We start from the raw sequence: 26495 nt of genomic DNA, 5'->3' as shown, positions 1-26495 counted from the left end.
AGGAAACCCGCACTCATGAGTCGTACGAGAACAGCGCTCCTCGCTGCCCTGGCGCTCGTCGCCGGGGCCTCCGGGACCGCACTGGCCGTGACCCCCGGGGACGCAGGCATCGCCGCCGTCCCCTGCACCGTGGACTACAAGGTGCAGAACCAGTGGGACACCGGCTTCACCGCCGCTGTCACCATCACCAACAACACCACGGCCAAGTCGAGTTGGTCGCTGAAGTGGGCGTACGCCGGAAACCAGAAGGTCACCAGCGGCTGGAACGCCAAGGTCAGCCAGAGCGGGACGGCCGTCACCGCGGCGAACGAGTCCTACAACGGCACACTCGCCACCGGCGGTTCGGTCAGCTTCGGCTTCCAGGGCACCTACAGCGGCACCAACGCCGTCCCGGCCACCTTCACCCTCGACGGTGTGACCTGCAACGTCGACGGCGGCACCGATCCGACCGATCCGACCGATCCGACGGACCCCGGGGGCGGCACCAAGGTCGACAACCCGTACTCCGGCGCCAAGGTGTACGTGAACCCCGAGTGGTCGGCGAAGGCCGCCGCGGAGCCGGGTGGCAGCCGGATCTCCAACCAGCCCACCGGCGTGTGGCTGGACCGGATCGCCGCCATCAACGGCGTCAACGGCGGGATGGGGCTGCGCGCCCACCTCGACAAGGCCCTGGAGCAGAAGGGCAGCGGCGAACTCGTCGTCCAGCTGGTCATCTACAACCTGCCCGGCCGCGACTGTGCGGCACTCGCCTCCAACGGCGAACTCGGTGCCACGGAGATCGACAAGTACAAGACGCAGTACATCGACCCGATCGCGGCGATCCTCGCCGACCCGAAGTACGCCTCGCTGCGGATCGTCAACACGATCGAGATCGACTCGCTGCCCAACCTCGTCACCAACGTCTCGCCGCGGGCCACCGCCACCGCCAACTGCGACACCATGAAGGCCAACGGCAACTACATCAAGGGCGTCGGCTACGCGCTGAACAAGCTCGGTGACGCCCCCAACGTCTACAACTACGTGGATGCCGGACACCACGGCTGGATCGGCTGGGACGACAACTTCTCGGCGAGCGTCCAGACCATCAAGCAGGCGGCCACCGCTGAGGGCGCCACCGTCAACGACGTGCAGGGCTTCATCACCAACACCGCCAACTACAGCGCGCTCAAGGAGCAGTACTTCACCATCAACGACTCCGCGGGCGGCAAGTCCGTGCGCGAGTCGAAGTGGGTGGACTGGAACCGGTACACCGACGAGCTCTCCTTCGCCCAGGCCTTCCGCCAGGAGGCGGTGAACCAGGGCTTCGCCTCGGGCGTCGGCATGCTGATCGACACCTCCCGCAACGGCTGGGGCGGAACCGCCCGGCCCACCGGCCCCGGCGCCACGACGGACGTGGACACCTACGTCAACGGCGGCCGGATCGACCGGCGGATCCATGTCGGCAACTGGTGCAACCAGTCGGGGGCCGGCCTCGGTGAGCGTCCGCAGGCCAGTCCGGCCGCCGGGATCGACGCCTACGTGTGGATCAAGCCTCCGGGTGAGTCCGACGGGTCCAGCTCCGCGATCGCGAACGACGAGGGCAAGGGCTTCGACCGGATGTGCGACCCGACGTACACCGGCAACCCGCGGAACAACAACAACATGTCCGGTGCGCTGCCGAACGCCCCGCTGTCGGGGCACTGGTTCTCGGCGCAGTTCCAGGAGCTCATGAAGAACGCGTACCCGGCGCTCTAGATCTGCCGAGTGCGGCGCTCGACACCCCCGCCGGGGTCTGGTCAGTGCTCTCTGGCCAGGCCCCGGCGGATCGCGAACTCGACCGCCGAATAGTCGCCGTCGGGGCGGTCCAACTCGTACGGCACCGCCGGGAGCAGGGGCGGCTGGGCCATGAAACGGGGGCTGGTGCCGTGGTGGGGCTGGGCCGCGTGGACCAGGAAGGGGTGGCAGAGGTAGACGTCCCCCGGGCTGCCGGTGGCGTGGGCGAGCGGGCGGTGTGCCGAGGCCTTGTCCACCTTCGGGCCCAACTCCAGGAAGGAGGCGCCCTGTTCGCCGTACGGCTCCAGGATCGGCGGTACGTCGAGATGGGAGCCGATTCTGATGCGGGTCGGGGCCTCGGTCTGGGTGACCTCGCTGAACAGGAACAGCATCAGCAGGGCGCGGTCCCTGGAGCGCAGGTTGGTGTGGTACATGCCGGGGGGCGCCCCCTCGGGGAGGTAGCTTCCCTCGATGTGCCAGCCCGCGTCGTCCGGTTCCTCCGCGTGCGGAAACCGCAAGGGGAAAGTGCCCAGTGAGTAGCGGGGCTGCCAGCGGTTCTCGCCCACCAGCAGGTCGAACGCCTCGTGCAGCACCGGAGAGTTGGCGGCCGCCGCGAACGGGCCCTGTGCCATTCCGGCCACCCAGACCACCGGGTCCTTCCAGGAGGCCGGGTCCTCGGGGTCGTAGCCCGTCTCCCGCCACAGCAGCGACGCGCAGTGCTGGGCGACGCGGGGCGGGAAGGCGCCCTCGATCCTCACGAATCCGTCTTCGAGGAAACGCTCCACCAGTTCGTCGTCCATGGGGCCATCGTGGGGGATCGGTCGGGGCGGGCGCATCCCATTTTCTTTGCGTCCGCATTGCCGTGTTTTTTGCTGTCGTGGCAACATCCCTGGCCTCTTGGCGGTGCGTCGGCGCACGCTGGCCGCATCCCGAGGAGAGGCTGGCACCATGGCGCACGATCACGACACCCACGGTCACCACCACCACGACCACACCGACATCGACTGGTCCAGGATGGCCGAGTACCTGGAGACCCAGGCGGAACTGTTCACGCCGCTGTACGAGCGGGCCCTGGCTTGGCTCGGGCACAAGCAGACCGAGCCGGGGCTGATCGTCGATGCGGGCAGTGGGCCCGGGGTGCTGTCCTGTCTGCTCGCCGAGGCCTTTCCGGGGGCCCGGGTGGTCGCCGTCGACGGGGCCGAACCGCTCCTCGAGCGGGCCCGGGACCGGTCCGTGCGGCTCGGTGTCGCCGACCGCTTCGGGACCCTCGCCGGTGAACTTCCCTCAATCCTCGATGACTTGGACTACCCCGTCGACCTCCTCTGGGCCAGTCGGAGCCTGCACCACCTCGGGGACCAGCGGGCCGGGATCGCCGCGTTCGCCGCACGTCTGGCGCGGGGTGGCACGTTGGCGCTGATGGAGGGCGGGCTGCCCGCGCGCTTCCTGCCCCGGGACATCGGGATCGGGCGGCCGGGGCTCCAGGCGCGGCTCGACGCGCTGGAGGAGGAGCGGTTCGCGCAGATGCGGGCGGGGTTGGCCGACTCCGTCGCCGAGGTCGAGGACTGGCCCGCGCTGATGGCCTCCGCCGGGCTGCGGCACACCGGTACGCGTAGCTTCATGCTGGATCTTCCGGCGCCGACGACCGATCGGGCCCGTGCGTACATCGCCGCGTCGCTCGGGTGGCTGCGGGAAGGTTTTGCCGAGCAGCTGGACGCGGACGACCGTGACACGCTTGACCGGTTGCTCGATCCTGAAGACGCGGCGAGTGTGCATCGGCGGACGGATGTGTTCGTGCTGGCGGTGCACACGGTGCACACGGCTGTGCGGACCGGTTGAGGTACTCGGTGATCAGGGCGCCCCTGACGTGCCGGACACGGAAGGCAACGAAGTGGTCGGCCAGTACCCGCCGTTTCATCTCCTCCTGCGGTGTCCGGTCCAGCGGCTGCCCTGCCGGATCCCCTACGGCGACGATCCGTTCTGCCGCCAGCATGCGGGCGCGGATCACCGGGGCGGGGGCCTCTGTGCCGTACAGGGTTCCCGACGCCGCCGGGCCGCGGTCCAGGGCCAGGTCGCGCAGCCGCCGTACCGAGTCCGGGTCGGCCAGTGACCACACGCGGCGGCGCGACGGCATGTAGACGACACCTTCGGCGTGCGTGGTACTCAGTGCTCGGCTGATCGCTGTGGCGTCGTCGGTGCGGCTCTCCGGGGTGCGCAACTGGAGGGTGACCGGGAGCAGCGCGAGCACGGCCGCTGCCATGGCGAAGGCCCGGGCACGGCCCAGCCGGTCGAGGGCCGCGCCGATCAGGAGGGCCGTGCCCGCGTGGCCGTAGAGGACATAGCGGTCGACGTAGAGCGGTTTCAGCGAGGTCAGGAGGATCAGCGTCAGCGCGGGCAGGACCACGAGGGGGAGAGCCAGCCGGGGCACAGGGCCGCGTCGGAGCGGGGCGGCGCAGGTCAGGGCCAGTGCGCTCACTGCGGCGAAGCTCAACAGCGCACCCGTCCCCAGGCCGCCGATCCACGACACCTGGTCCGACTGGCGCATGCTCAGCGCGGCCAGGGGAGCCAGGCCGGTGCAGACCGCGAGAGCGACGCGGAGGGCGGCGCGGCGGGCCGAGCGCGGTAGCGCCAGCAGGTGTGCGGGCAGGGCCAGGACGGCGAACTCGTGCAGCAGACAGGCGGTGAGCAGGACCGCGCCGTAGGCCGCCCAGGCTCCGGGCGTACGGCGGTCCGCGGCCCGCACCAGCAGGTACGTCGCCCCGACGATCAGCGCGCAGACGACGGCGTACGAACGGCCCTCCTGCGCGTACCGCTGTACCGGCGGGAGCACGGCGAAGGTGATCCCGGCCGGCAGCCCCGCGCGTGGTCCGGCGAGGCGCCGGCCCAGCAGCGCCAGGGTTCCGGCCGCGGCCGCGGTCGCCAGAACCGAGGGCAGGCGCAGCACGAGCAGGGGGTCCATGTCTCCGCACAGACGGAACAGGGCGTGCATGAGCAGGTAGTACAGACCGTGCACCGCGTCGACGTGCCCCAGCGTGGTCCACAGGTCGGGCAGGGAGCGCTGCGCCATGTCGTACGTCACCACTTCGTCCCGCCATATGCTGCCGCCGCGCCGGATGCCCCACAGGCCGAGGGCGAGGGAGAGGGCGGCGGGGACGAGCGCGAACCGAAGCCGCCCGGCGGAGGGCACGGTCCCGGACGCCTTGGGTGGCAACCGAACAGGCCGTAGCAGAGGTCCTGGTGAGTGTGTGGTGGCGATGACTGACTCCGGTGCGTGGCGGGAGCGCGGGGCCCGGTGAGTGGGCGTGTACCGACGAGTTCAGAGGCCGGAGGATTGTTGGGCAGCCCCGAATCGGCGGGCCAATCAATTCGCGGGTGCGGTCGTCGACGTGCGGGACGGTCGTGAGCGAAGGGGGAGACGCACATGGGGCGCCGGGAGAAGCCGCTTGATCCGGGGGCGGGGGCCGTGCAGCGGTTCGCGTTCGAGATGCGCAAGCTGCGCGACGAGGCGGGCACCCCGACCTACCGCGCCATGGCGGCCCGCGCCGGTTACTCGGCACCCACCCTCTCCGCCGCCGCGGCCGGTGAACGGCTGCCGACCCTGCCGGTGCTCCTCGCCTACGTCGCCGCGTGCGACGGTGATCCGGGGGAGTGGGAGCGCCGGTGGCGGGAGGCGGCCGCCGAGTCGGCCGGTGCGCGTGCGGTCGAGGACGCCGAGGAGGACGACAGCCCCTACCCGGGACTCGCCCGTTTCGAGACGGGGGACGGGGAGCACTTCCACGGCCGCGACGACCTGATCGCCGAACTCGTCGGACTCACCGCCGTCAAGAGGTTCGTGGCCGTGGTCGGGGCGAGCGGCAGCGGCAAGTCCTCACTGCTGCGAGCGGGGTTGATACCGGCGCTGCGGGATCCCTCTGCCGGGACGGGCACGGACCTCGCCGCCATTCGTCTGCTCACGCCGGGCGCCCGTCCCCTCCGCACCCACGAGGCCCTCTTCACCCCGCACGACGGCCCCGGCGACACCCTGCTCGTCGTCGACCAGTTCGAGGAGGTCTTCACGCTCGGTGCCGACGCCGAGGAACGCACGCGGTTCCTCGGGGAGTTGCTCGCGGCCGTCGACCCGGCGTCACGGCTGCGCGTGGTGATCGCCGTGCGGGCCGACTTCTACGGCCGGTGCGCCGAACACGGGCCGCTCGCCGAGGCGTTGCGGGACTCCACGCTGCTCGTCGGACCGATGCCGCCGACGGCGCTGCGAGAGGCCGTGGTGCGCCCCGCCGCCGCTCAACGGCTCCTCGTGGAAAGGGTGTTGACCGCGCGGATCGTCGCGGACGTGGCCGGTGAACCGGGCGGACTGCCGCTGATGGCCCACGCGGTGCGCGAGGTCTGGCGCCGTCGCACCGGCAAGACCCTCACCCTCGCAGCCTACGAGGCCGTCGGCGGCGTCCGCGGCGCCGTCGCGCACACCGCGGAGGCCGTACACGCCCGGTGCACCCCCGTCGAGGCCGCCGCGCTGCGCCGCCTGCTGCTGCGCCTGGTGAACCCCGGCGACGGCACCGAGGACACCCGGCGGCCCGTGGACCGCGCCGAACTCGACGCGGACGGGACAACGACCCGCGTCCTGGAGCTGCTGGTGCGCAGCCGGCTGCTGACGGTCGACGGCACCACCGTCGACCTCGCCCATGAGGCCGTCCTCGGCGCCTGGCCACGGCTGCGAGGCTGGCTGGACGAGGACCGCGAACGGCTGCGCCTGCACCGCGCGCTCACCGAAGCCGCCCTCACCTGGGACGCGTTGGGACGGGACCCGGGCGCGCTGTACCGGGGGACGCGGCTGACGCAGGCCCGCGAGACCTTCGGCGACGCAGAAGACGCCGGTGACGGCGGTGAACTGAACCGGCTCGAACGCGACTTCCTGGCCGCGAGCGTCGAGACATACGAACGAGGCCGCCGTGCCACGACCCGCGCCTCCCGCCGACTGCGCGCCCTGACCGGCGCGCTCGCCGTGCTGCTGATCCTCGCCGTGGTCGCGGGAGCGGCCGCCTGGCGGCAGAGCGGGGTCAGCGCGCGGCAGCGCGACGAGGCGGAGGCCCGCCGGGCCGCGGCCCAGGTGGAGACCCTGCGCGAGGGCGACCCGCGCACCGCGATGCGCCTGGCCCTGGCCGCCTGGCAGACCGCCGACCTGCCCGAGACCCGCGAGGCGCTGCGCACGGCCGTCGCACAGAGCGAGCGGGACGTGTTCACCGAGCCCGAGGAGGGGGACGCGCGGGCCCTGAACGCGCCCTCCTGGCTCAGCCGGGACGGGCGGATCCTGTCGACGGTGGTGCGCGACAAGGTCGTCCAGTGGGACGTGCCGGCGCACCGCAGGATCCGGTCCGTGGAGCTGCCGGGTCTGTCCGAGGGCGTATCCGACGTCAGCGAGGACGGGCGCTTCGTCGCCTACACGGCTCTCGACGGCACCGGCCTGCTGGTCGGCGGGCTCGCGGACGGCAGGACGTATCGGCTGCCGATCGGCTCCTGGCGGGACGTCGACGTGCGGTTCGCTCCGGACGGGCGCACCCTGCTCGTACGGCGTCTCGTCCACGGCGCGACCGACTCGCGGGCCACGCTGGAGGTGTGGGACGTGGCGCGGCAGCGGGTGCGGTTCCGGTACGAACGGGGCAGCGACGACGGCGCGTTGCCGGCCCGGAGCCCCGACGGCCGCTACCTCGCCTGGTGCACGGACTCCGGCGGGGACCTGCGCATCCTCGACACCCGCGAGACCCGCCCGGTCGCCACCACGGTGCCCGCCGCGACCGGACGGGCCGTGTGCCGGGGCGACGAGCTCACCTTCACCGCCGACAGCCGGGCCGTGGCGAGCGTCACCACCGGCGGTGTCGTCACCTGGGACGTCCACGCCGGACGCGAACGGCCCCGGCTGCCCCTGGCCGGTGGCGGATACCGCGTGGAGTTCGCCGGTGACTACGCCCTGACCTGGACGCCGGGTTCCCTCGCCCTGTGGCGCCCCGACCTGCCGGACCCCGCGGACGACAGCGCACGCGAGCCGCTGCTCACCTTCCCCGTCGACTCGTCGGCGGTGGGCGACCTGCGTCTGGACCTCGACGCGGGCGTGCTGCGCTACCGGGAACAGGGCCGGACCAGTTCGGTGCACACCCTCTCGCTCCAGGGACTGACCGGCACCGCCTGGCGGGACCGGGCGGCGCAGAGCGCCGCGTTCGACAGCCGGGGCCGGCCGGTGCGGGCGAGGAAGGCCCCGGTGGTCGACCGGCGGGACACCGTCACCGCGGACCCGACCGGCCGCACCGCGCTCACCTCGGAGGGCGCGCTCGTCAGTGTCTCGACGGGCAAGCGGCTCAAAGGAGTCAGGGGAGTGGAGGGCGAGGACTACCTCAGCGAAGGCGCCTTCAGCCCCGACGGCCGGTACCTCGCCGCCGCCGACGTCCGGGGCCGCCTCACCCTGTGGGACGCGCACAGCTGGCGCAGGCTGGCCGTCCTGAGGAGCGGCGGCTCCAACCGCCACGATCCGGCGCTCGGCTTCTCCGCCGACGGCTCCCTGGTGGCCGCGAGCGACCCCGACGGAGTGGTGAACGTCTGGGAGACGGCCACGCCCGCTCTGCCTGCCGCCTCCCTGCCCGCGGGGGACTCCCCGGTGCTCGCCCTCGGATTCACCGGGGACAGTGGGGAGTTGCACATCGCCACACCCCATCTGGCCGACCGGGGCCTCCCGTCGGCCCCGGAGCGGGCCACGCGGAGTGTGTGCGCCCGGGTGTCGACAGGTCTCACCGAGAAGGAGTGGCGGCGCTACTTCCCGTCGGCCGACTACCGCCGAACCTGCGGCACTTGACTTCGAGAACGCTTCAACTGATGTACTCCCTGCCATCCACGAGAACGCAGCGGAACACAGGGGGAAGCCATGTCCGACGATTCACCGGTGGCGCTCATCACCGGCGGCGGCAGCGGTATCGGCGCCGCGGTCGCACGGCAACTGCTCGATGCGGGGCACCGGGTGGCCGTCACCGGGCGGGGCGAGCCGCGCCTGCGTGCCTTCGCCGAGGAACTCGGCAACCCGCACGCCCTGTTGACGTTCGTCGGCAACGCAGCCGAGTACGGCGACATCAGCGCCGCGGTCGACGGCACGCTCAAGGAGTTCGGCCGACTGGACACGGTCGTGGCCAACGCGGGGTTCGCCACCCATGACACCGTCGCCGGGGGCGACCCCGCCGGCTGGACCGAGATGGTGCTGACCAACGTGCTCGGCCCCGCCCTCCTCATCCGCGCCTCCATCGACGCGCTCAAGGAGACCCGCGGCCGGATCGTGCTGATCGGCAGCGTCGCCGGGTTCATCCACGGACCCGGCAACATCTACGGGGCGACGAAGTGGGCGGTGACCGGGCTCGCCGAGAACGCCCGCCGCGAGGTCACCGAGTTCGGTGTCGGTGTCACCCTGGTGGCCCCCGGCCGCGTGGAGACGCCGTTCTGGGACGGCTACGGCAGCCTCCCGCCCGGCCACCTGCTCACCGCCGACCAGATCGCCGACTCGGTGGTGTGGGCCGTACGGCAGCCGGAAGGCGTCGACATCAACACCGTCGTCGTACGGCCGATCGGGCAGCCCGTCTGACGGCTGACGCCGGACACACGACGGCCGGCGGTGGGGCCCCTGTGAGAGGGACCGCACCGCCGGCCGAACCGGTGTGCCGTCAGGCGGCGTTGAACGTCGACGGGTCCGGGCCGAGACGCCGGTCCTCGTTGAGCGCGCTGATCGCCGCCAGGTCCTCGGCGTCCAGGCTGAAGTCGAAGACCTCGATGTTCTCCTTGATCCGGGACGGGGTCACGGACTTCGGGATCACGACGTTGCCGAGCTGGAGGTGCCAGCGCAGCACGACCTGGGCCGGAGTGCGGTCGTGCTTCTGGGCGATGGCCACGATGGCCGGGACCTCCAGGAGGCCCTTGCCGGAACCGAGCGGCGACCAGGCCTCGGTGGCGATGCCCTGCTCCGCGTGGTACTCACGGGCTGCGTGCTGCTGAAGGTGCGGGTGCAGCTCGATCTGGTCGACGGCCGGGATGACGGACGTCTCGGCGATCAGCCGCTCCAGGTGGTCGGGTTCGAAGTTGGAGACGCCGATGGCCCGGATCCGGCCGTCGGCGTGCAGCTTCTCGAACGCCTTGTAGCTGTCGACGTACAGGTCACGGGAGGGCGTGGGCCAGTGGATCAGGTACAGGTCCACGTAGTCCAGGCCGAGCTTCTCCAGCGAGGTGTCGAAAGCGCGCAGGGTCGAGTCGTAGCCCTGGTCGCTGTTCCAGAGCTTGGTGGTGACGAAGATGTCCTTGCGGGCCACTCCGGAAGAGGCGATGGCCTTTCCGGTGCCCACTTCATTGCCGTAGATCGCCGCTGTGTCGATGCTGCGGTACCCGGCCTCGAGCGCCGTGGCGACCGCGCGCTCGGCCTCGTCGTCCGGCACCTGCCAGACACCGAAACCCAGCTTGGGCATCTCGACGCCGTTGTTGAGGATGATCGGGGGGACCTTGCTGCTCACGAGCTCTTGATCCTTACGGTTGTCGTCAGGTGGCACTCCTATGGTCAACGATCACAAGCCGTGATGCATTCCTGACTGGAGAATCCGTCCGAACTGACCCGCGAGTCAGTGGGCGATGGCTGAAATTGGCCGGAAGCATCCGACCTCTTCGGTACAGACCATTGACCGCTGACGGTCCTGCCGCGACTCTGGATCGCGCATACGGGCGGAATCCTGAACTCAGTTCACAGACATGAATTCGGCCTGGCTTTCATCCGATGTTTCCCGTGTCTCCTGGCTCACGGAGAGGGAGGAACATGAGACGCCGTCGTCTTCGCACGGCCCTGACGACCCTTGCACTCACCGCCGCGACCCTGGTCACCCTGCCGGCCGCCGCACCCCCGCCCACCGGCTCTCCGATCGGCCCGTCCCCGGACCGGGACTGGTCCGTGGCCATGGTCGAGTCGACCATGGCCCGCTACACACCGAGCAGCATCGGTGGCTGGTCCTACCCGGTCGGCCTCTACCTCTACGGCCAGTACCTCGCGTACGAGCGCACCCATGACACCCGCTACCTGACCTACACCAAGGACTACGTCGACCGCTTCGTGAAGAGCGACGGCTCGATCGGCCAGTCCTTCAACAACCTGGACAGCATGCAGGCCGGCCGGCTCCTGGTGATCCTGCACCACGAGACGGGCCAGGACCGCTACCGCAAGGCGGCGAAGAAGATCGTCGACCGCCTGGCCACTTATCCCCGCACGAGCGACGGTGGCTTCTGGCACGCCGACACCGCGAGCCGCGCCCACCAGCTCTGGGCGGACGGCGTCTACATGGTGAACCCGTTTCTCGTCGAGTACGGAGAGGAGTTCGGCGACAGCTCGTACACCGACGACGAGGCCGCGAAACAGCTCGCCGTCTACGGAAGCCACCTCCAGGTCGCGAACGGACTGCTCGAGCACGCCTACGACGAGTCGAAGAGCGCCGGCTGGTCCGACCCGCGCACCGGGCTCGCCCCCGAGCACTGGTGCCGTGCGGTCGGCTGGTACTCCATGGCGATCGTCGGCGTGCTCGACGGCATTCCGCAGCATCACCCGCGCCGGGCTCAGCTGCTCGGGGTCTTCCGCAAGTTGGCGGCCGGCCTGGAGAAGTACCAGGACCCGGCGACCGGCCGCTGGTTCCAGGTGATCGACAAGGGCACCCGCGGCGACAACTGGACCGAGACGTCCTGCTCCAGCATGTTCACCTACGCCCTCTCGCGCGGCGCCCAGCAGGGATACCTGGACCAGCGTTTCAAGGCCGTCGCACACCGCGGCTACCAGGGCGTGCTCGCCAAGCTCTCGGTCGGCTCCGACGGGCGCACGAACCTCGCCGACATCTCCATCGGTACCAACGTCGGCGACTACGCGTACTACATCGCTCGCGACCGGGCCACCAACGACTTTCACGGCCTGGGCGCCTTCCTGATCATGAACGAACAACTGCGAGGTGATTAGTGTCATGAACACATCCAGAAGGTCCTTGCTGGGCGCCGCGCTCGGCGGTGCCACGGTGGCCGCGGTCGGTCTGCCGACGGCGACCACCGCCCACGCCGCCTCCTGGCAGCAGAAGTGGGCCCCCTCCGCGAGCGGCGACGGCCTCGGCGCCTTCGAGACGATCGAGGACGACCGTGCCGACTCGCACTCCGCCGGACAGCCGCACATCTACGCCACCGGCAACAACTGGCGCTTCGACATGCACACCGTCGACCGCGACACCTCGACCGACCGCCAGCGCCAGGAGGTCACAGGGCTGCGCAACGGCAGCGGAAGCAACTACCTGAAGTGGACGAAGGGCCAGACCTGGCGGGTCACCTACTCGATGTACATCCCGAGCTCCCTGAAGGCGACCACCACCTTCACCCACATCATGCAGATGAAGCAGCCCGGCAGCGGCACCTCGCCGATCGTCGTGCAGTCCCTGCGCCGGGTGAACGGCAAGCAGACCATCGAGCTGAAACTCGCCATCGACGACATCCTCGTCGGCCGCACCGACCTGGACCCGCTGCACGACAAGTGGACCGACGTCGACTTCCAGATCAAGGTCGGCGACGGCTCGGCGGGTTCGGTCCGCTGGATCCTCAAGTCCGGTGGCTCGACCGTCATCGACGCGTCGAAGACCGGCGTCGACACCTTCCTGGCCGACCGGGTCCGCCCGAAGTGGGGCATCTACCGCTCCCTCGGCGACACCTCGGGCTCCCTCCAGAACACGTACCTGCTGCTCAGCAACCTCCGCGGCTACCAACTGGTCTGAGGAGCCGTCATCTTGAAACCCCCCACTGCCCCACGCTCCCGAGCGGCGGCGATCGTCCTCTTCGTCGTCGCCGTCGTCCTCGGACTCAGCCACCCGGCGGCCCCGGCCACCCCGCAGGAGCCACCCCGAGCCGCCACCGTCTTCGACGTACGCGACTACGGCGCCGAGGGAGACGGCTCCGCCAACGACACCCCCGCCGTCAACAAGGCGAAGAACGGCGGCGGCTCCCCGTTCGACGTGGGCTTCCAGGACGTGACGGGCAGCTGCCTGACGGACAGCCACAACACGTCCGGCGGCGCCCTGCGGGTCTCGGGAGGCCAGGACTGCGGTATGGCGGCCGAGCCGCTGGATCTGGACAACCCCCGCCAGGACTTCCTCCGCGCCTCGGTGGGCGGACTGTTCCTGCACTGGGGCCTGCGCACCGCGCCCGCCCACACCAGCTGCACCGCCTGGGAGGACGACGTCACGAACGGAGGCTGGAACGCCGACTACTGGGTGAAGGAGGCACAGAAGCTGCACACGCAGTACCTCGTCCTCGCCTCCTTCCACAGCCGCCTCGGTTACGCCCGCGCCTGGCCGTCGAAGATCCCCGGCTCCTGCTCCACCCGACGCGACTTCCTGGGTGAACTGGTCACCGCCGCGAAGGCCAAGGGGCTGAAGGTCATCCTCTACATGACCAACGACCCCCAGTGGCACGACGAGGGCGGCCACGAGTGGCTCGACTCGGCCGCCTACTCCGCCTACAAGGGCAAGAACGTCGACCTGACCACCAACGACGGCTTCGGACAGTTCAGTTACGACAACTTCTTCGAGGTCATGAACCGCTATCCCGACCTCGGCGGCTTCTGGATCGACAACGACAACGCGTACTGGGAGAGCCACGACCTCTACCAGCAGATCTACGAGAAGCGTCCGAACTACACGCTCAGCAACAACAACGAAGACACACCGATCATGGACATGATCAGCAATGAGCAGAAGACGGGGATGACGCCCGGGTACGACTACCCGCAGGCGGTCTACACGGCCCAACCCCGGCTCACCGAAGCCGACTTCAAGCTGCCCTCCACCGGCGCCTGGTGGTACGGCGGCACCGACCCGTCGGTCGACAAGATGCTCACCCTCGGCCGCCTCGTCACCAACACCGGCTCGTCCGTGAAGGCGCTGATGGCCGAGACCGCCCAGGTCAACGGCAAGTTCCCGGCCAACCAGGCCGACTTCAACAACTTCGCGAACTCCTACCTCGACCCCATCTGGGAGTCCCTGCACGGCACCGAGGGCGGCGGCTACATGTACGGCGGCCTCAAACCCGGCTTCTGGAACGACGGCGCGCACGGCGTGACGACGATCAGCAAGACCGACCGCAACCGCCAGTACGTCCACGTCCTGACCCCGCCGAGCACCAGCACCCTGCGCATCCGCGACAACGGCTACCGCATCGCGTCGGTCACCAACCTCCGTACCGGAGCGGCGGTTTCCTGGTCGCAGTCGGGCGGTGTGCTCACCCTCACGGGCCTTGGGAACTGGGACCCGTACGACACGGTGTTCAAGGTCACCACGGCCGGCCGCCCGGGCATCCTCACCGGCGTCAAGGTGAGCGCGAGCGCCTCGGCGAGCGGGCACGCGGGCTCGGCCGCCGGTGACGGTGACCACCACACCTACTGGGACAACGACAAATCCCTCCCGGTGAGCCTCACCTTCGACCTCGGCAGCTCGAAGAAGGTCCAGTACCTCGGGCTCAACCAGCGAGAGGACTCCGTCGCCTACGCCCGTTCGGACACCGAGCAGTCGGCGCGGATCAAGGACTACAAGGTGTATCTGAGCGCCGACGGCTCCACCTGGGGCAGCCCGGTGAAGGCCGGCCAACTGCCGAGCCGCCGCGGCATTCAGGGCATCGACCTGACCGCGGCAGGCGCCCGCTACGTCCGCCTCGAAGTCGGCTCCACCTGGGCCGCCTCCACCGACACGACCCGCTACCAGCGGCTGCGGATCGAGGAGGCGTGGATCGGCACCTCGTACGCGACTCCCGCGAAGAGGGGACAGTCATGACAGGCATCACCCGTGTCACCCGTGTCAGATCACTGATCGTGGCCCTGGTCGGGCTGCTGATCGCCTCGGCCGTCCCGCTGCTGGCCGCCGCCCGACCGGCCGCCGCCTCCGACAACGGTCAGTCCGTCCGGCCCGCGATGGGCTGGAGCAGCTGGAGCTTCGTCCGCCGCTCGCCGACCGAGGCGAAGATCAAGGCCCAGGCCGACGCGCTCGTGTCCAGTGGCCTCAAGAACCACGGCTTCGTCCACATCAACCTGGACGACTTCTGGCAGAAGTGCGACTCCAACGGTTTCGTCGTCGACTCCTACGGCCGTTGGGCCGTGGACACCGCCAAGTTCCCGCTCGGCATCAAGGCGCTGGCCGACTACGTCCATTCCAAGGGCCTGAAGTTCGGCTTCTACGTGACGCCCGGCATCGCCAAGAACGCCGTCACCAAGAACACGCCGATCGAGGGGACCTCGTTCCACGCGAAGGACATCGCGGACACCTCGAGGACGGAGAAGAACTACAACTGCAAGAACATGTACTACATCGACTACGGGAAGCCCGGCGCGCAGGAGTTCGTGAACTCCTGGGCGCGGCAGTTCGCCTCCTGGGGAGTCGACTACCTCAAGATCGACGGGGTGGGCAGCCAGGACGTCCCCGACGTCCAGGCCTGGGACAAGGCGCTGCGCGCCACCGGACGGCCCATCACCTACGCGCTGTCCAACAACCTTCCGATCGCGGATGCCTCCACCTGGAAGAAGCTGGCGAACAGCTGGCGCACACAGGGCGACGTGGAGTGCTACTGCAGTCCCGGTGACAACGGCAGCGGCTATCCGCTCACCGACTGGTCGCACGTCTCCTCCCGCTTCAACACCGCGGCCTCCTGGCAGCCGCACGCCGACCCTGGCGGCTGGAACGACCTCGACTCCCTGGAGATCGGCAACGGCGATCGGGTAGGCCTCACCGCCGACCAGCGCCGGTCCCACTTCACCCTCTGGGCGATGGCCGCCTCGCCGCTCCTGATCGGCACCGACCTGACCGATCTCGACCCGGTCGACAAGGCGATGCTGACCAACGACCGGCTCATCGGAGTCAACCAGGATGGGGTCGCCGCCAAGCGGATCGTGAACAGCGGGGTCAAGCAGGTCTGGAGCAAGAAGGAGAGCGACGGCCAGTACGTGGTGGCTCTCTTCAACACCGGTACGTCCGGCAACGCGACGGTCGCCGTGGACTGGTCCCAGGTCGGCTTCACCGGCTCCGGAGACGTCACGGACCTGTGGTCCGGCTCCCACAAGGGTGCGATCGCCGACTCCTACAGCGCGACTCTGCGTCCCGGCGAGACCCGGCTGATCCGCGTGAAGCCCGTCAACACCCTGAAGAGCGAGGCCGCTTCACCGGGCATGGCCGTCGCTCCTTACGAGTACCTCGGCTGGGGCAACCCGCAGAACCCCACTTCGGTGATGTCGGCGACCGGCGTCAAGTGGTTCACCCTCGCGTTCATCCTCTCCAACGGCGGCTGCAACCCGAAGTGGGACGGCTCGCGCCCGCTGACCGGCGGCACCGACCAGTCGAGGATCGACGCGATCAGATCCGCCGGCGGGGACGTCATGGTCTCCGTCGGCGGCTGGAGCGGAACCAAGCTCGGCGAGAAGTGTTCCAGCGCCTCGGCGCTCGCCGGCGCCTACCAGAAGGTGATCGACGTGTACCGGCTGAAGGCCCTCGACATCGACATCGAGAACACCGAGTGGTCGAACGCGACGGTGCGGCAGCGCGTGGTCGACGCGTTGAAGACGGTGAAGGCCAACAACCCCGGCCTGAAGACCGTCATCACCTTCGGCACCACCATCAGCGGCCCCGACTCCACCGGCGTCGACATGATCAAGCGGGCCGCGAACTCCGGTCTGGCGAACGGATACAGCGACGCCACCGCCTACGCCCACATCGGGCTGTCGTCGATGAACGGCACGACGGACGACTCCGGTGAGCGCGTCCGGGTCGCCGACTTCAAGACCATGCTCGCCTACGCCCAGCAGCACCACATCGGGCGCCTCACCTACTGGTCCGTCAACCGAGACCGCCCCTGCGGCTCGGGCACCGACGGGGACTCCTGCAGCGGTGTGACGCAGCAGCCGTACGACTACCTCAAGGTCTTCACCCAGTACACGGGCTGAAGGGAACATCCGTGAAAATCAAGAGAGTTCTGCCGTACGGCCTCGCCGCGGCCCTCGCGCTGCCCTTCGCCGGCCTGAGCCAGGCCACCGCGCTCGCGGCCACCGACTACCAGGCGGAGGACGCGACCGTCGTGCAGGGCACGGTGGCCACCAACCACACCGGTTACACGGGCACCGGCTTCGTCGACTACACCAACGTCAAGGGCTCCTATGTGGAGTTCACCGTCAGTGCCGCCTCCGCGGGCTCCACGGCCGTCACCTTCCGCTACGCCAACGGGACCGCGACCGACCGGCCCATGGACATCTCCGTGAACGGCACGGTCGTGGCGTCGGCCGTTTCCTTCCCGGCCACCGCCGACTGGAACACCTGGGCCACCAGGACCGTCGACGTCCCGCTCACCGCGGGTTCCGGCAAGGTCCGCGCGACCGCCACCACCGCCGCCGGAGGCCCCAACCTCGACCGCATCGGCGTCGACGCGGCCACCGACTCCCAGGCCCCGAGCCGTCCCGGGCAGCCCAGTTGCTCCGACATCGGTGAGGACGGGCTCACACTGGCCTGGGGCGCCTCCACCGACAACGTGGGAGTGACGGCGTACGACCTCTACGAGCACGGCAACAAGATCGGTGAGGCGCCCGGCGGTTCGACCAGCAAGGCGCTCACCGGCCTCACCCCCGGCACCCCTTACAACCTCACTGTCATCGCCCGTGACGCGGCCGGCAACACGTCTCCGGCGAGCCCTGTCGTCGACTGCACCACCAAGCCCAGCTCCGACGCCACCCCGCCGACGAGACCCGGCACCCTGTCCGCGGCGGACGTCACGGCGAACAGCGCCGCACTGAGCTGGGGAGCCTCCACCGACAACCGGGCGGTCGTCGGCTACGACGTGCGCAGTGACACCACCGTCTACACGTCCGTCACCGCCGGCACCTCGACCACGCTGACCGGGCTCGCCTGCAACAGCCCGTACAGCCTGAACGTCGTCGCCCGTGACGCGGCCGGCAACGTCAGCCAGCCGAGCAACACGGTCACCTTCACCACCAAGGCCTGTGCCACAGACGGCGGCGTCCCCTCCTCCGTCGCCGGCCTCTCCTCCAGCTGGACCATCCCCTGGGGCGTCTTCTGGCTGCCCGACGGCAAGAGTGCGCTGGTCACCGAGCGGGACGACTTCCGGGTCTGGAAGGTCACCAAGGACGGCACGAAGACGCAGGTCGGTACCGTCCCGAACGCCGTCACCACCAACGGCGAGGGTGGACTGCTCGGCGTCGCCGTCGACCCGAAGTGGGAGACCAACCACCACGTCTACTTCATGCACACCGCGTCCGAGGGCAACCGCGTGGTCCGCATGACGTACGACGGGACCACGCTGAACGACTACACGGTCCTCCTGCAGGGCATCAAGAAGAACCGCTACCACAACGGCGGACGCCTCGCCTTCGGCCCCGACGGCTACCTCTACGTCTCCACAGGCGAGGCCCAGACACCCGACCTGGCGCAGGACAAGAGCTCCCTCAACGGCAAGATCCTGCGCATGACCACCGACGGCAGGCCGGCTCCCGGCAACCCGTTCGGCACCTACGTCTACAGCCTCGGCCACCGCAACCCGCAGGGCCTCGCCTTCGACCGCAACGGCCGCCTGTGGGAAGCGGAGTTCGGCAACAGCTCCAAGGACGAACTGAACCTGATCAAGCCCGGCGCCAACTACGGCTGGCCGATCTGCGAGGGCACCTGCTCCACTGCGGGGATGACCAACCCGAAGGCCACCTGGAACGTCTCGGAGGCCTCGCCGAGCGGCATCGCGATCGTGCGCAACGTCGTCTACATGGCCTCCCTGCGCGGCGAGCGGCTGTGGCGGATCCCGATCAACGGCGACAACGAGAGCGTCGGCACGCCGACCGCGTACTACGTGGGCACCTACGGCCGGCTGCGCACCGTCACCAAGGTGCCGGGCGCCGACCAGCTGTGGCTGTCGACCACCAACTGCGACAACAACGGAGGAGCGGCGGACGGATCGGACAAGATCTTTCGCGTGACGATCAGCTGACAGGCGTCAGGCCGTGACACGGGCGTCAGGCCCGGTACAGCGCCTCGACCTCGTCCGCGTACGCCGTCTCGATCGCCTTGCGCTTGAGCTTCAGGGACGGGGTCAGCAGCCCGTGCTCCTCGGTGAAGGGCTGGGCGAGGATACGGAAGGTGCGGATCGACTCGGCCTGGGAGACCAGGGTGTTGGCGGCGACCACGGCCCGCCGCACCTCGGTCTCCAGGTCGGCGTCCCGAACCAGCTGGGCCGGGGACATCCGCGGCTTGTCGCGCATCCCCAGCCAGTGTTCGACGGCCTCCTGGTCGAGGGTGACCAGGGCGGCGATGTAGGGGCGGTCGTTGCCCACGACGATGCACTGGGAGACCAGCGGATGGTCGCGCACCCGCTCCTCCAGCACCCCGGGGGAGACGCTCTTGCCGCCGGAGGTGACGAGGATCTCCTTCTTGCGGCCGGTGATGGTGAGATAGCCGTCCTCGTCGAGGGAGCCGAGGTCCCCGGTGGCGAGCCAGCCGTCGTGCAGGGTCTCGTCGGTGGCCTTCTCGTTGTTGAGATAGCCCTGGAAGACGTTGGAGCCGTACAGCCAGATCTCGCCGTCGTCCGCGATGTGCACGGTCATGCCGGGGATGGGCTGGCCGACCGTGCCGTAGCGGGTGCGCTCGGGCGGGTTGGCGGTCGCCGCCGCCGTCGTCTCGGTGAGGCCGTACCCCTCGTAGATGTGCACGCCGGCGCCGGCGAAGAACAGTCCCAGCTTGCGGTCCATGGCCGAACCGCCGGTCATGGCCTGCTTGATGCGGCCGCCCATGGCCGCCCGCATCTTGGAGTAGACGAGCTTGTCGAAGAGCTGGTGCTGCATCCGCAGCCCCGCCGACGGACCGGGCCCGATGCCCCAGGCCTTGGCCTCCATGGCGTCCGCGTACTTCACCGCCACGTCGACGGCCTTCTCGAACGGACCGGCCTTGCCCTCCTTCTCGGCCTTGCGGCGGGAGGCGTTGAAGACCTTCTCGAAGATGTACGGCACCCCGAGGAAGAACGTCGGCTTGAACGCGGCGAGGTCGGGCAGCAGGGCGGCCGCGTTCATCTGCGGCTGGTGGCCGAAGCGGACCCGGCCACGGACCGCGGCCACCTGCACCATCCGCCCGAAGACGTGCGCGAGCGGCAGGAACAGCAGGGTCGCCGCCTCGTCACCCTTCTTGGAGTGGAACACCGGCTCCCAGCGCTCGATGACGGTGTCCGACTCGTACATGAAGTTGCCGTGGCTGATCACACAGCCCTTGGGCCGGCCGGTGGTGCCCGAGGTGTAGATGATCGTCGCGACCGAGTCGGGGGTCACGGCCTGCCGGTGGCGGTGCACCACGTCGTCCTCGATGGCCGCGCCCGCGTCGTACAGCTCCTGCACCGCGCCGGAGTCCAGCTGCCACAGCCGGTGCAGCCGCGGCAGCCGGTCGATGACCGTGGCGATCGTCATCGCGTGGTCCTCGTGCTCCACGATCGCGGCCGTGCACTCGGAGTCGTACAGCGCCCAGAAGCACTGCTCGGCGGAGGAGGTCGGGTAGACCGGCACCACCTGCGCGCCGATCGTCCACAGCGCGAAGTCGAACAGGGTCCACTCGTAACGGGTGCGGGACATGATCGCGACCCGGTCGCCGAAGCGGATGCCCTGGGCAAGCAATCCCTTGGCGAGGGCCATGACCTCGTCGCGGAACTCCGCGGACGTCACGTCCCGCCACTGCCCGTTCTCGTCCTTGCGGCCGAGGGCGATGTGGAGCGGGTCGTTCTGGGCATGCTCGAAGACGACGTCGGCCAGTCCGCCCACCGGGGGTGCCAACGCCAACGGAGGGTTGGTGAACTCGCGCAAACCCCGCTCCCCGCTCTCCCTGGCGCTCAGTGACGCTCCGCACAGCGCCGTGAAAGCTACCCCACCCAGACATCCGGCGGGAGAGGGGCCGAAGCCGAGCGGTGCTCACGTATGGCCTGGTCAGTACTGGAAAATACGCTCACATGGGGAAGGGTCGGACAGAAAGCTGACGGTTGAGTAAGGTTCCAAGCCGTAATCTCCACCGAATCTGTACGAGCCGACTACGGCTCGCGGCCCTGGTGAAACGGTTAATCACGGGATGCCGTCTTCTCTTCTCTCAGCGCCGCCGACCCGGAATTTGTCACTCCGTTCGGGGCTGCCGATACGCCCGTCACCGCCGGTGCAGCCGATCCCCACCCGCCAGAATCGCGGCAGCGAGCGCATCCGCCGCCCCCTGAGCGGCCGTACGCCGGCGACCGTGCACCAGGACGAAGTCCACCCGCCCGAGCTCGGGCAGTCCGAAGCGGTCGGGCATCCGCACCAGCCCCGGCGGGACCAGCCCCCGGGAGTGCGCCATCACACCCAGTCCGGCCCGCGCCGCCGCGATCAGCCCGTTCAGACTCCCGCTGGTGCACACGATCCGCCACTCGCGGCCCTGCCGCTCCAGCGCCTCCAAGGCCAGTGTCCGAGTGATCCCCGGCGGCGGATAGACAATCAGCGGCACCGGCCGATCCGCGTCCAGGCGCAGCCGTTCCGCCCCGATCCACACCAGCCTGTCGTGCCACACCAGCTCACCCCGGGGATCCTCCGGCCGCCGCTTGGCGAGCACGAGGTCCAGCTTCCCGGCGGCCAGCTGCTCGTGCAGCGTGCCCGACAGCTCGACCGTCAGCTCCAGATCCACCTCGGGATGGTCGTACCGGAAGCCCTCGAGGATCTCCGGCAGCCGCGTCAGCACGAAGTCCTCCGACGCCCCGAACCGCAGCCGCCCCCGCAGGCGAGTGCCGGTGAAGAACGCCGTGGCCTGGTCGTGCACCTCCAGGATCCGGCGCGCGAAGCCCAGCATCGCCTCGCCGTCTTCCGTCAGCTCCACGGAGTGGGTGTCCCGGGTGAACAGCTGCCGGCCGGCGGCGTCCTCGAGCCGCCGTACATGCTGGCTCACGGTCGACTGGCGCAGCCCCAGCCGCCGGGCGGCCTGCGTGAAGCTCAGGGTCTGCGCCACCGCCAGGAACGTACGCAGCTGCGACGGGTCGTACATGGCGCCAGGTTATCGCGGAACGTGATGACAGTCAGAGTGGTATGCCGGATTCCCGATCAAGGGGTGAAAGGGGACGATGGAGGGGGACCCCCCGTCCTGAGGGGCACCCGTCATGGCCATGTGTCCATGTGTCCATGTATCGCCGTCGAACACGAGTAAGTGGAGCACCGTGAAGCGCCTGAAGTGGCCGGCCTGGATGCCGGTCGACCCGTACATCCTGCTGTTGCTCGGCACGGTGGGCCTCGCGGCCCTCGTACCGGCACGCGGGACCTCCGCGGACGTGGCCTCCGGAGCCTCCACGGCGGCGATCGCCTTCCTCTTCTTCCTCTACGGCGCCCGCCTCTCCACCCGTGAGGCCCTGAACGGGCTCAAGCACTGGCGGCTGCACGTCACGGTCCTCGCCTGTACGTTCGTGATCTTCCCGCTGCTGGGCCTGGCCGCCCGCGGACTCGTCCCGGTCTTCCTGACGGACCCGCTCTACCAGGGCCTGCTCTTCCTCACCCTGGTCCCCTCCACCATCCAGTCCTCGATCGCCTTCACCTCGATGGCCCGCGGGAACGTGCCCGCCGCGATCTGTGCCGGCTCCTTCTCCTCGCTGGTGGGCATCGTCATCACGCCGCTCCTCGCGGCCGCCCTGCTCGGCAGCAGCGGGGGGTTCTCGGCCGACTCGCTCCTGGAGATCGTGCTCCAGCTGCTCGTGCCGTTCGTGGCGGGGCAACTGACGCGCCGCTGGATCGGCGGGTTCATCACCCGGCACAAGAAGGTCCTCGGCCTCGTCGACCGCGGGTCGATCCTGCTGGTCGTCTACACCGCGTTCAGCGAGGGCATGGTCCAGGGCATCTGGCACCAGGTGAGCCCGATCAGGCTCGGGGGGCTGCTGATCGTCGAAGGCGTCCTGCTCGCCCTGATGCTCGCCCTGACCTGGTACGGCTCCAAGGCGCTCCGCTTCGGCCGGGAGGACCGCATCGCCATCCAGTTCGCGGGCTCCAAGAAGTCCCTCGCCTCCGGACTCCCCATGGCCAGCGTCCTGTTCGGCGCGCACGCCTCCCTCGCCGTGCTGCCGCTGATGCTCTTCCACCAGATGCAGCTGATGGTCTGCGCGGTGATCGCCAAGCGCCGCTCGCACGACCCCGTCCCGGAGGAGACCGCGGAGGTCAGCGCGCCGGAGTCAGCCGCAGCGTCACGAACCTCGGTCGGTACAGCGCCACGTTCCGGTTGAGCTGCGCCGAAGCGGCCGCCGTCTCCAGCCAGTTGACGTCGTAGCTGAGCACCAGCCGCCCACCGCCGCTGAGTTCGAGGTGCGCCTGCGGGTTGTAGGCGGCGACCTGGCCCGCGGGCAGGGGCGGGGTGAAGTCCTTCTCCGGACCGTGCCACGGCCCGGTGGGGGAGCAGGCCCAGTACGAGGTCACGGCGGCGAGCCCCTTCGTCCCCGCGGCCATGGTGAACAGCACGTACGTCCCGTCCTGCCGTACGACGGAGAAGGCGCTGCCCACCCCGGTGCGCCGTCCGTCCCCGAGCACCGGGCGCGGGCGGGCGCCGGTCGTCCACGCCGAGCCGTCCCAGTACTCCCAGGCGCCCGGCTCCGCGAGCGCGCCCTCCGGAACCCGGGCCACATACGCCGACGACGCGGAACGGGACGCGGCCTGGCCGTCGTCGCCCCCGAAGACGTACGTCCAGTCGCCGTCCTCGACCAGCGTCGTGCCGAACAGCACCCGCCGGGACGGGTCCTTGACCCGCTGTTCGTCGAGGACCTTCGTGATCGACTCGACGCGCAGGTCGGGCAGCGAGAGCGTGGCGACCTCGGTGGCGGTCGGGACGCCGTAGATCCAGGGGTACTGGCCGGCCGTGCGCACCCACAGCAGGACCCGGACGACCTGTTCGTCCGAGCCGGGGGAACGGGGTTCGACGCGGGCCGCGACCGGCCAGCGCCACTGGTTCGGGCCGGGGTCCGGGAACAGGGGAGCGGGGAGGGTGGTCTCCAGGCGGCCGTCGCGCATCAGCACCGCCGAGTTGCGCACCAGGGGAGCGGTGGTGTCGCGCCAGGCGTGCGACTCGCCGAACGGGTTGGGCGGACCGTACACCTGGCCGAGATAGGTGTCGGAGAACAGCCACAGCAGCCGTCCGTCGGGCAGCCGCACCGAGTGGGTGCCGTCACCGCCGGTCCAGTCGTCGCCGCTGCCGGCGTCGTCGCCGTAGCGGGCGAACTCGGCGGTGAGTCGGTCGTCCGCCGACCAGGAGCCGACGGTGCGCGGAGTGCAGTCGCCGGCGTCCCGCCCGTCGCCGTCCGGAAGAGCGGTGATCAGCACGGCTCCGAGCACCAGCGCCAGCAGCAGACCGACGCCGGTGCCCGTTCGCTGTCGTGCTCGTGGGTCCTCGGGCACGGTTCGCGACGTTAGCGGCTGTCGCTCACCTGGTCCATGGGCAGCCACAGGACGGTGTCCCCCGCGGCGGCGTCCGAGCCGGTGATCTCCTCGTCGGTCAGGGCCCGGTCCCGGACCCGGACGTCGTCGATCGCGCCGGTGAAGTGGGCCCGGCCGTCCACGCGCTGCCCGACGTGCACGCCGAACGGCGAGTTGCGGCTGACCGAGCCGGGCACGTCCGCAGTACCGGTCGCCGTACCGTCGACGAAGAGCGTGAGCCGCCCGCCGCCCCGGCGCAGGGCCAGATGGTGCCACTGCCCGTCGTTGTACGCGCCGCTCGTGCTCACCCACGCCGTCCGTACGGTCCTCGCGCCCGCCCGCACGGTGATCAGCCCGCGCACCAGGCCGCTCGCGGGCTCCCCGCGCAGCCAGACCTGCGGCTGACCGGTGCCCACACCGCCCATCCACAGCAGCGGTTGCTCCCCGGTCCTGGCCCTGTACCGGAACCACAGAGAGGCGGTGAAGTCCCTCGTGCCGAGCGGGAGTTCCCCTCGATACGGCAGGCGTACGGCGTCGTCGGTGCCGTCGAACTCCACGGCGCCGCCGATGACCCCGGCCGTCTCGTGGGCGCCGCCGAGCACCGCCGCGCGCGGGGCGAGGGGAGCGAGGTCGGGGGTGGTCGGGTCGGGGCCGCGGCGCGGGGTCAGCCGATCCGCGGTGAAGCGGGCGAAGCGGATCTCGTCGTGCGCGTCGACGGCCCCGCCCTCGTACAGCAGGCCCACCGTGCCCTCGTCGGCGTGTGCCATGTCGGAGTAGCCGGACCAGTCCGTGGTGACGACCGTGCCGCGGTCGACGGTGTCCCAGGTGCGGCCGCCGTCATAGGAGGAGCGGATCATCATCGTGCGGCGGCGGTCGGGGTCCGCCGGGCAGGACAGCAGGATGCGCTCGCCGAGGTCGAGGGTGGCGCACTGCACCTGCGGTGCGTACAGGTCCGGGAGGGCTCGGAAGGGCGAGCCGAAGCTGTCACCGCCGTTGAGGCTGACGGCCTGGGTGCGGTGGCCGAGGTCGCTGCCGTCCTGTTCGCGGCCGCTGACGAGGAGGGAGCCGTCGGTGCGCTCGGTGAGCGTCACCTCGGAGGGCCTCTGCCGGAAGGTGCCGTCGGCGGCGACCGGCCAGGAGTCGGTGGCGCCGACCCTCCAGTGCTCGCCGCCGTCGTCGCTCACGACGAGCGCCGCGTGACCGGAGGTGACCCGACTGCCGTCCCATGTCTCGGCGTTGACCCCGAACACCAGCCGCCCGGCGTGGTGTCCGTGACCGAGCTGGATGCCGTGCACGGGGCCCGTGGCGAACCAGGAGTTCCACCGCGGGGGCAGGATCTCCTCGCTCAGGTCGCGGGAAGCGGACCAGGTGAGGCCGTCGTCGTCGCTGTACCGGAGGTGGGGGACGCGGTCGCAGGGCACCCGGCAATTCCCGCTGTCCGTACGGCCCGTGTTGTACGTCTCGGCCAGCAGGACCCGGCCCGTCCCGCGGTCCACGACCGGCGCCGGGTTGCCGTGGGTGTCGCCCGCGCCCTCGCTGACCACCTGGAGCGGGCCCCAGGTGCGGCCGCCGTCCGTGGAGCGCTTGAGGACGATGTCGATGTCTCCGGCGTCCCCGCAGTTGAGGACCCGGCCCTCGGCGAACGCGAGAAGGGTGCCGCCGGTGGTCCGGACGATCGCCGGGATGCGGAAGCAGGCGTAACCGGCATCCCGGTCCGCCTTGAAGAGGATCTGCTGCTCGAACCCCGGCGCGGCGGACGGGGGTTGGGCCTGAGCGGGGCTCGGCAGGGCCAGCAGCGCGGCGACGGTGGACACGGCGGTCAGAAAGGATCTCGGACCTGCGCGACTCGACGGCACGGGCGAATCCGCCCTTTCATTGTCGTACATCCGGAAATATGACCTTCGGGTCACGGACGGTAGTTCCGTACCCTGCGCCTCACAAGAACCGTGCGCGTGTCCCGTCACGGATGGAGTATGTCGCCCAGGGCCGACCTCGGCCGCGGGGTGCGGCTCGACCCCAAGGACCTGGTCGGCATCCTGAACGACCTCCAGTCCGCAGGTCTCGTCCTGCGCGAACCGGACCCCGCCGACCGCCGCAAGAACGCGGTGTCCCTCACGGACGAGGGGGCACGGCTGCTGAAACGCTGCGAGAAGGTGGCCCTGGAGGCCAACGGCGAGCTGCTGGCCCCCCTCTCGGCGGCCGAACGGGCCCAGTTCATGAGCCTGTTGATCCGGATCTCCGGTACGCAGGGCTGATG

The 26495-nt window shown here is 70.1% G+C and carries 16 protein-coding genes and 2 pseudogenes; 11 read left to right on the top strand and 7 right to left on the bottom strand.

The annotated features are described in order from the left end of the window. Positions 1 to 15: 15 nt before the first annotated feature. On the top strand, positions 16 to 1734 hold the full coding sequence (locus RNB18_RS21935) for a glycoside hydrolase family 6 protein (protein WP_311715799.1): 1719 nt from the start codon (positions 16 to 18) through the stop codon (positions 1732 to 1734). A gap of 41 nt (positions 1735 to 1775) precedes the next feature. Here the strand turns inward: RNB18_RS21935 and RNB18_RS21930 are convergent, their stop codons facing one another. Continuing rightward, entirely contained in the window at positions 1776 to 2588 is an 813-nt protein-coding gene (locus RNB18_RS21930) for a phytanoyl-CoA dioxygenase family protein (RefSeq protein ID WP_394817650.1), read from the bottom strand. Between the two features lie 112 nt (positions 2589 to 2700). Here RNB18_RS21930 and RNB18_RS21925 point away from each other — a divergent pair, with 112 nt between their 5' ends. Continuing rightward, entirely contained in the window at positions 2701 to 3588 is an 888-nt protein-coding gene (locus RNB18_RS21925) for a methyltransferase (RefSeq protein ID WP_311715797.1), read from the top strand. Between the two features lie 784 nt (positions 3589 to 4372). Here the strand turns inward: RNB18_RS21925 and RNB18_RS21920 are convergent. Further along, positions 4373 to 4708: pseudogene (locus tag RNB18_RS21920) on the bottom strand (glycosyltransferase family 39 protein); the annotation flags it as partial. Between the two features lie 462 nt (positions 4709 to 5170). Here RNB18_RS21920 and RNB18_RS21915 point away from each other — a divergent pair. Next, positions 5171 to 8584, top strand: coding sequence for an nSTAND1 domain-containing NTPase (locus tag RNB18_RS21915; protein WP_311715796.1), 3414 nt, complete (start codon positions 5171 to 5173; stop codon positions 8582 to 8584). Positions 8585 to 8653: 69 nt separating this feature from the next. Further along, positions 8654 to 9358 (top strand): SDR family oxidoreductase, encoded by a 705-nt coding sequence (locus RNB18_RS21910; RefSeq protein WP_311715795.1) that lies wholly within the window; start codon positions 8654 to 8656, stop codon positions 9356 to 9358. Positions 9359 to 9437: 79 nt separating this feature from the next. Here RNB18_RS21910 and RNB18_RS21905 read toward each other — a convergent pair whose 3' ends face one another. Then, positions 9438 to 10274, bottom strand: a complete 837-nt coding sequence (locus RNB18_RS21905) for an aldo/keto reductase (protein ID WP_311715794.1) — start codon at positions 10272 to 10274, stop codon at positions 9438 to 9440. A gap of 296 nt (positions 10275 to 10570) precedes the next feature. On the opposite strand from RNB18_RS21905, the gene RNB18_RS21900 reads away from it, so the two are divergent. From RNB18_RS21900 to RNB18_RS21880, 5 genes are read left to right on the top strand one after another with little or no spacing between them, the layout of a single operon-like run. After that, positions 10571 to 11749 (top strand): glycoside hydrolase family 88/105 protein, encoded by a 1179-nt coding sequence (locus tag RNB18_RS21900; protein ID WP_311715793.1) that lies wholly within the window; start codon positions 10571 to 10573, stop codon positions 11747 to 11749. Between the two features lie 4 nt (positions 11750 to 11753). Continuing rightward, positions 11754 to 12545 carry a heparin lyase I family protein gene (locus RNB18_RS21895; protein WP_057608184.1) on the top strand — a complete coding sequence of 264 codons (792 nt, stop codon included), beginning with the start codon at positions 11754 to 11756 and terminating at the stop codon, positions 12543 to 12545. Positions 12546 to 12557: 12 nt separating this feature from the next. Next, positions 12558 to 14594: a discoidin domain-containing protein gene (locus RNB18_RS21890; protein WP_311715792.1), complete on the top strand. Its 2037-nt coding sequence runs from the start codon at positions 12558 to 12560 to the stop codon at positions 14592 to 14594. Then, positions 14591 to 16750, top strand: coding sequence for an alpha-galactosidase (locus tag RNB18_RS21885; protein ID WP_311715791.1), 2160 nt, complete (start codon positions 14591 to 14593; stop codon positions 16748 to 16750). Before RNB18_RS21890 ends, RNB18_RS21885 begins: the two co-directional genes overlap by 4 nt. 11 nt (positions 16751 to 16761) lie before the next feature. After that, the gene (locus RNB18_RS21880) at positions 16762 to 18792 is read left to right on the top strand and encodes a PQQ-dependent sugar dehydrogenase (protein WP_311715790.1); all 2031 of its coding nucleotides are present in this window, start codon (positions 16762 to 16764) and stop codon (positions 18790 to 18792) included. Between the two features lie 25 nt (positions 18793 to 18817). Here RNB18_RS21880 and RNB18_RS21875 read toward each other — a convergent pair whose 3' ends face one another. After that, complete coding sequence (locus RNB18_RS21875; protein WP_311715789.1) at positions 18818 to 20644, bottom strand: AMP-dependent synthetase/ligase; 1827 nt, start codon at positions 20642 to 20644, stop codon at positions 18818 to 18820. 331 nt (positions 20645 to 20975) lie between these two features. Then, complete coding sequence (locus RNB18_RS21870) at positions 20976 to 21839, bottom strand: LysR substrate-binding domain-containing protein (protein WP_057608180.1); 864 nt, start codon at positions 21837 to 21839, stop codon at positions 20976 to 20978. A 196-nt stretch (positions 21840 to 22035) separates the two neighbouring features. Between RNB18_RS21870 and RNB18_RS21865 the strand changes: the two genes are divergently transcribed. After that, complete coding sequence (locus RNB18_RS21865; protein WP_311716022.1) at positions 22036 to 23058, top strand: bile acid:sodium symporter family protein; 1023 nt, start codon at positions 22036 to 22038, stop codon at positions 23056 to 23058. On the opposite strand, the gene RNB18_RS21860 is transcribed toward RNB18_RS21865, so the two are convergent. Together RNB18_RS21860 and RNB18_RS21855 are read right to left on the bottom strand one after the other, a co-directional pair. Next, positions 22994 to 24220 (bottom strand): DUF4185 domain-containing protein, encoded by a 1227-nt coding sequence (locus RNB18_RS21860; RefSeq protein WP_311715788.1) that lies wholly within the window; start codon positions 24218 to 24220, stop codon positions 22994 to 22996. The two genes, RNB18_RS21865 and RNB18_RS21860, sit on opposite strands and share 65 nt — an antisense overlap. 11 nt (positions 24221 to 24231) lie before the next feature. Further along, positions 24232 to 26094: a sialidase family protein gene (locus tag RNB18_RS21855; protein ID WP_311715787.1), complete on the bottom strand. Its 1863-nt coding sequence runs from the start codon at positions 26092 to 26094 to the stop codon at positions 24232 to 24234. 126 nt (positions 26095 to 26220) lie between these two features. On the opposite strand from RNB18_RS21855, the pseudogene RNB18_RS21850 reads away from it, so the two are divergent. Next, positions 26221 to 26493, top strand: a pseudogene (locus RNB18_RS21850) (MarR family winged helix-turn-helix transcriptional regulator); the annotation flags it as partial. Between the last annotated feature and the right edge of the window lie 2 nt (positions 26494 to 26495).

Origin of the sequence: Streptomyces doebereineriae (assembly GCF_031845645.1) — a bacterium.
In the GTDB taxonomy this organism is placed as follows: Bacteria; Actinomycetota; Actinomycetes; order Streptomycetales; family Streptomycetaceae; genus Streptomyces; species Streptomyces canus.
This window is presented reverse-complemented; position numbering and strand designations above follow the sequence as displayed.

Excerpts from the sequence above, each read along its gene's own strand:
- RNB18_RS21935 (WP_311715799.1), top strand. The coding sequence starts at position 16 with ATGAGTCGTACGAGAACAGCGCTCCTCGCTGCCCTGGCGCTCGTCGCC.
- RNB18_RS21930 (WP_394817650.1), bottom strand. The coding sequence starts at position 2,588 with ATGCGCCCGCCCCGACCGATCCCCCACGATGGCCCCATGGACGACGAA.
- RNB18_RS21925 (WP_311715797.1), top strand. The coding sequence starts at position 2,701 with ATGGCGCACGATCACGACACCCACGGTCACCACCACCACGACCACACC.
- RNB18_RS21915 (WP_311715796.1), top strand. The coding sequence starts at position 5,171 with ATGGGGCGCCGGGAGAAGCCGCTTGATCCGGGGGCGGGGGCCGTGCAG.
- RNB18_RS21910 (WP_311715795.1), top strand. The coding sequence starts at position 8,654 with ATGTCCGACGATTCACCGGTGGCGCTCATCACCGGCGGCGGCAGCGGT.
- RNB18_RS21900 (WP_311715793.1), top strand. The coding sequence starts at position 10,571 with ATGAGACGCCGTCGTCTTCGCACGGCCCTGACGACCCTTGCACTCACC.
- RNB18_RS21895 (WP_057608184.1), top strand. The coding sequence starts at position 11,754 with ATGAACACATCCAGAAGGTCCTTGCTGGGCGCCGCGCTCGGCGGTGCC.
- RNB18_RS21885 (WP_311715791.1), top strand. The coding sequence starts at position 14,591 with ATGACAGGCATCACCCGTGTCACCCGTGTCAGATCACTGATCGTGGCC.
- RNB18_RS21870 (WP_057608180.1), bottom strand. The coding sequence starts at position 21,839 with ATGTACGACCCGTCGCAGCTGCGTACGTTCCTGGCGGTGGCGCAGACC.
- RNB18_RS21865 (WP_311716022.1), top strand. The coding sequence starts at position 22,036 with ATGCCGGTCGACCCGTACATCCTGCTGTTGCTCGGCACGGTGGGCCTC.